Source organism: Kineococcus aridisoli, from assembly GCF_050871885.1.
Taxonomy (GTDB): domain Bacteria; phylum Actinomycetota; class Actinomycetes; order Actinomycetales; family Kineococcaceae; genus Kineococcus.
Genome location: NZ_JBJLSF010000152.1, coordinates 1 through 5,376, shown reverse-complemented (window position 1 = coordinate 5,376; position 5,376 = coordinate 1). Strand labels below are relative to the sequence as shown.

Annotated in this window: 5 protein-coding genes; 2 read left to right on the top strand and 3 right to left on the bottom strand. The window is 78.1% G+C overall.

Features of this window, described 5'->3' with window-relative positions; all coding sequences use genetic code 11:
• Positions 1-261 precede the first annotated feature (261 nt).
• Positions 262-714, top strand: a complete 453-nt coding sequence (locus ACRYM2_RS22735; protein ID WP_432524950.1) for a MerR family transcriptional regulator — start codon at positions 262-264, stop codon at positions 712-714.
• 49 nt (positions 715-763) lie between these two features.
• Here ACRYM2_RS22735 and ACRYM2_RS22730 read toward each other — a convergent pair whose 3' ends face one another.
• Positions 764-1,624, bottom strand: coding sequence for an SMP-30/gluconolactonase/LRE family protein (locus ACRYM2_RS22730; protein ID WP_432524948.1), 861 nt, complete (start codon positions 1,622-1,624; stop codon positions 764-766).
• Positions 1,625-1,722: 98 nt separating this feature from the next.
• Here ACRYM2_RS22730 and ACRYM2_RS22725 point away from each other — a divergent pair, with 98 nt between their 5' ends.
• Positions 1,723-3,519, top strand: coding sequence for a putative bifunctional diguanylate cyclase/phosphodiesterase (locus tag ACRYM2_RS22725; RefSeq protein WP_432524946.1), 1,797 nt, complete (start codon positions 1,723-1,725; stop codon positions 3,517-3,519).
• Between the two features lie 9 nt (positions 3,520-3,528).
• Here ACRYM2_RS22725 and ACRYM2_RS22720 read toward each other — a convergent pair whose 3' ends face one another.
• Positions 3,529-4,227 carry a response regulator gene (locus ACRYM2_RS22720; protein ID WP_432524944.1) on the bottom strand — a complete coding sequence of 233 codons (699 nt, stop codon included), beginning with the start codon at positions 4,225-4,227 and terminating at the stop codon, positions 3,529-3,531.
• Positions 4,224-5,165 carry a sensor histidine kinase gene (locus tag ACRYM2_RS22715; RefSeq protein ID WP_432524943.1) on the bottom strand — a complete coding sequence of 314 codons (942 nt, stop codon included), beginning with the start codon at positions 5,163-5,165 and terminating at the stop codon, positions 4,224-4,226. The genes ACRYM2_RS22720 and ACRYM2_RS22715 overlap by 4 nt, the downstream gene beginning before the upstream one ends.
• Positions 5,166-5,376: the final 211 nt, after the last annotated feature.

Below are 5,376 nucleotides of genomic sequence, written 5' to 3'. Positions count from 1 at the left end.
CCAGCGCGACGACGCGGGCGTGGTCGGCGGTGGTGTCGCGCAGCACGACGACGGCGCCCAGCGGCCGGCCGTCGTCGTCGGCGAGGGCGCGCCCGGAGTCCCGCACGCGCCCGGGCTCGCCGCCCGTCGCGCCGCGCACCCGCACGGGTGGCCGCAGGGGCGGCCGCACCGCGCGGGCGGGGCCACCCGCGCGGGCGGCGGTTACGATCGAGCGTCGTGCCGCCGCCGGGGCGCAGCACACCCGTCTCGGAGGAGGTGTCCGTGTCCGCGTCCGGGCTCATGCAGATCGGCGAGGTCGTCGAACGGGTCGGCTACAGCTTCCGCACCATCCGCTACTACGACGAGATGGGCCTGGTCAGCCCGGCCCACCGCAGTCCCGGCGGCTTCCGCCTCTACTCCGAGATGGACGTCTACCGGCTGCTCATCCTCAAGCGGATGAAGCCCCTGGACTTCTCCCTGGACGAGATGCGCGAGCTGCTGTCGGTCCTGGACGCCCTCGACGGCCGCGTGCCCTCCGAGACCCCGCGCGAGGAGCTGTTCGCCAAGCTCGACGACTTCCGCGCGGCCGCCGACGCCCGCGTCGAGAAGCTGCGCGAGCGGCTGATGATGGCCGAGGAGTTCGCGCAGCGGCTGCGCGACGAGGCCGCCGGGCGCACCGACGGCGGCTCCCCGGCCCCCGAACCGCCCGTGCGGGTCGAGACCCCGTCGTCCTGACCCCGTCGTCCTGACCCCGCCCCGCTGACACCGGCCCCGCGCGCCGGTCTCAGCCGGCGAACGGCAGGACCGGCAGGCCCTTCACCCCGGGCACGTGCCGGAAGAGGCTGCCCGCGGCCGGGTCGTCGTCCTCGTCGAGGTTCTCCCGCGAGGTCGTGATGAACAGCTCGGTCAGGTCCTCGCCGCCGAAGGTGCACGCGGTGACCTGGCGCGCCCCGACCTCCACGACCGCGTCCAGCGTGCCGTCGGGGGCGTAGCGGCGCACCGCCGAGCCGCCGAACAGGGCCGTCCACACGCCGCCCTCGGCGTCCACGCACAACCCGTCGGGGCGGTCGGTGCCGCCCTCCTCGTTGACCTGCGCGAACGGCCGGCGGTTCACCAGGCCGCCCTCGCGCGAGTAGTCGAAGACGTCGGTGCGGCCGGTGGGGGTGTCGTTGTAGTACGCCAGGGTGCCGTCGGGGCTGAAGCCGAGGCCGTTGGAGATTGTCACGCCCTCCAGGACCGTGCTCACCGACCCGTCGGGGTCGAGGCGGTACAGCGTGCCGCGGCCCTGCGTGCCCCCGTAGGCCATCGAGCCCGCGTAGAAGCGGCCGTCGGGGTCGCAGCCGCCCTCGTTCATGCGGATGCCCGCGTCCGCGGCCCACAGCTCCGGCAGCGGGTCGAGCGTGCCGTCCTCGTCCTCGAGCACGAAGCCGCGCTCGACGGCGACGACCGCGCCGCCGCGGGTGCGCGGCCGCACGATCGCGGCGACCTCGCCGTAGTGCCGCCGGCTCGTCGAGCCGTCCGCGGCCAGGGTGAGGACGTCGCCCTCGGTCATGTCCACGAACCTCAGGCCGCCCCACGTCGGCGACCAGCACGGCCCCTCGCCGTGGTGGACGATCCTGTCGGTGATGCGCTCCGCTGCTGCCACGGGAGCGACCCTAGGCCCTGGGGCGCCGCGTTGCGCCGCTCGGGTGGCGCCCCGGCGCCGACCTCCAGCCGCCGCGCCCCGGCGCCGACCCCTGGAGGGTGCTCCGCTCCGCCGCCGCCCCGACCCTGGCCACGCCGCGGGTCATGGGGCTGACGGCCGGGACCTTCTTCGTGGCCGGCGGCGCCGCCGCGCTCGCGGTCATCCTCGCCGCGCACTTCCCCGACGGCCGCGACCGGCTGGTGCTGCTCGCCCTGGCCGGCACGGCCGTGCTCACCGGCGCCGGGCTGCTCGTGGCCGGGTGGCGGCTGCCGCGGCCGGCCTACCACGGGGTCCTGCTGCTCGGGACGGTGCTCATCACCCTCGCCGTGCCGCTGTGCCCGACGACGGCCACGGCGCTGGCGATCTCGACGGTGTACGTCCTCGTCGCCGTGGACGTCGTGTTCTTCTTCCCCTGGCAGCACGGCGCCGCCCACCTGGCGGTGCTGTTCGCCGCGGGCGCCTGGGCGCTGCACGAGCGCGAGGGGGTCAGCGCCGGGGTGGTGGCGGCGCTGGTGGTCGTCTGCCTCGTCGTCGCCACCGCCATCGCGCTGCTCGTGCGGATCGCCTCCGACGCCAGCCACGACGGCCTCACCGGTCTGCTCAACCGGCGCGGCTTCGACGTCGCCCTCGACGCGGCGGTGGCCGCCGGGCGCACGGCGCCGCTGTCGGCGGCGCTGCTGGACGTCGACCACTTCAAGACCGTCAACGACGGGGGCGGCCACGGCGCCGGTGACGCGCTGCTGCAGCGCATCGCCGACCAGTGCGCCGCGGCGCTGCCGCCCGGCGCGGTCCTGGCCCGCTACGGCGGCGACGAGTTCGCCCTCCTGCTGCCCGGCCACGACGGGCGGGCCGCGCTCGCGGTCGTCGAGCGGCTGCGCGCCCAGGCGCACGGCGCGGGGCTGTCGGCCGGCGTCGCCCAGCTCTCCGGCGGCGAGAGCGGCGCCGACCTCGTGCGCCGCGCGGACACCGCGCTCTACGCGGCCAAGGCCGGCGGGCGCGGCCGCTCGCGCCTGGACGACCTCGACAGCGTCGAGCTCGCCCGCGACCTCGCGCTGGCCGTCGCCGACGGCCAGGTGCGCGCGTGGTTCCAGCCCGTGGTCTCCCCCACCAGCGGCGGCCTCGTCGGCGTCGAGGCGCTGGCGCGCTGGACCCACCCGGTGCGCGGCGCCGTCCCGCCCCTGGAGTTCGTGCCGGTCGCCGAGAGCGCCGGGCTCATCGCGGACCTGGGCCGGGCCGTGATGGCCGACGCCTGCCGCAGCGCGCGGGCGCTGCGCGACGCCTGGGGGCGCGACCTGCTGCTGACCGTCAACGTCTCCGGCCGGGAGCTGACCGCCGGCGGCTACGCCGACTCCGTCCTGGAGGTCTGCCGGAGCACCGGCTGGCCCGTGGACCTGCTCGTCGTGGAGGTCACCGAGAGCCTGCTCGACGGCTCCTCGGGCGCTGCGCTGCAGGCGCTGGAGGAGCTGCGCGGGCACGGCGTCGGCGTGGCCATCGACGACTTCGGCACCGGCTACTCCTCCTTCAGCCGCCTGGACACCCTGCCGGCCGACTACCTCAAGCTGGACTCCGGCTTCATCGCGGAGATCACCACCTCGCCCCGGCGGGCCGGGATGCTCACGGCGCTGCTGTCGCTGGCCGGCTCGCTGGGGCTGCAGGTGGTCGCCGAGGGCGTGGAGACCGAGGAGCAGGCGGAGCTGCTCGTCGCGCTCGGCTGCCCGCTGGCGCAGGGCTGGCTGTTCGGTCGGCCCGTGCCGCCGGCCGACCTGGCCGGCGCCCGCCCGGCCGGCCCGGCGCCCGCGCTGCTGCCCCCGCACGAGCTCGGCACCCCGCACGAGCTCAGCCCCCCGGTGCGCTGAGGGCGGCCCTCACAGCGTCGGCGTCGGCAGGTACGCCAGCTCCGGGCGCCCCGAGCCGCCGTAGCGCGGTTCGCGCCGGACCCGTCCCGCCGCGCTCAGGTGCTCCAGGTAGCGGCGGGCGCTGACCCGGGACAGGCCGGTGGCGCCGGCGACCTCGGCGGCCGACAGGCCGACGGCGGCCGGGGCCTCGCGCAGCGCGGTCACGACCGCCTGCAGGGTGGGGGCCGCCACGCCGCGGCCGGGGGCGGCGGAGGTGCGCAGCTGCGCGAGCGCCTCGTCGATGGCGTGCTGGTCGATGCCGCGCTCGCCCGCGGCGGCCGCCACGTCGGCGCGGAAGCGGGCGTAGGCGCGCAGCCGGTCGGCCAGGGCCGCCGCGGTGAACGGCTTGAGCAGGTACTGCACGACCCCCATCGACAGCGACTGCCGCACCACGGCCGGGTCGCGGGCGGCGGTGACGGCGATGACGTCGGCGGGCACGGCCGCGGCCCGCAGCGCGCGCAGGACCTGCAGGCCGCCGACGTCGGGCAGCGTCATGTCGAGCAGGACGAGGTCGACGGGCGCGTCGGCGCCGGCCGCGCCGACGGCGGCGAGCGCCTCCCGGCCCGAGTGCACGGCGGCCACGACGCTGAAGCCGGGCACGCCGGCGACGACCTCGGCGTGCCCGGCCGCCAGCAGCGGGTCGTCCTCGACGACGAGCACCCGGATCACGTCGGCACCTCCCCGGCCGCGCGGGCCGCCCGCGGGGTGCCGGCGGCGGGCGGGACGGGCCGGGGGACGGGGAGGGTGACGACGATCGTGCCGCCGCCGTCGTCGAGGGTCACCGGCTCCTCGACGGCGATCGTGCCGCCGTGGCGGCGGACCACCTGGCCCACCAGGGCCAGCCCGAGCCCGTGCGCGCCCTCGGGGGCCAGCCGGTGCTCCTTGCGCGACCAGCCGCGCTGCACCGCCCGCTCCAGCCAGCCGGCCGGCAGGCCCTCGCCGGAGTCGGTGACGCGCACCCGCACCGCTGCCGCGTCGGCGGTGGCGCGCACCCGCACCCAGCGCGGGGGCGCACCGGCCAGCGCCGCCTCGACGGCGTTGTCGACGAGGTTGCCGACGACCGTGACGAGGTCGCGCGCCGGCAGCAGGCCCTCGGCCAGCGCCGTGTCCGGCTCCACCTCCAGCTCGACGCCGCGCTCGGCGGCCTGCGCGGACTTGCCGATGAGCAGGGCCGCCACGGCCGGGTCGGCGACGTCGGCGACGACGAGGTCGGTGAGCTGCTGGGCGGCGGCCAGCTCGGCGGTGGCGAAGGCGACGGCCTGCTGCGGCAGGCCCCGCTCGACGAGGGTGACGACGACGTGCAGCCGGTTGGCGGCCTCGTGGGCCTGCGAGCGCAGCGCCTCGGCCAGGCCCCGGACGGCGTCGAGGTCGCGGGTGAGGGCCTGCAGCTCGGTGTGGTCGCGCAGCGTGATGACGGTGCCGACGCGCCGGCCCTCCCAGCGGGCGTCGCGGCGGCTGACGACGAGCACGCGGTCCTCGGTGACCTGCACGTCGTCGACGACGTCCTCGCCGGCGTCGGCCAGCCGCTGCACCGCCGGGGGCAGCACGAGCGCGCCGTCGGCGCCGGCCGGCAGCAACCGGCGCGCCTCGTCGTTGGCGACCTGCACCCGGCCGGCGGTGTCGAGGACGACGAGCCCCTCGCGCAGGGAGTGCAGGACGGCGTCGTTGACCTCCCACAGCCGGGTCAGGTCGGCCGGCTCCAGGCCGTGGGGGGGGGGGGGGGGGGGGGGGGGGGGGGGGGGGGGGGGGGGGGGGGGGGGGGGGGGGGGGGGGGGGGGGCGGGGGGGGGGGGGGGGGGGGGGGGGGCGGGGGGGCGCG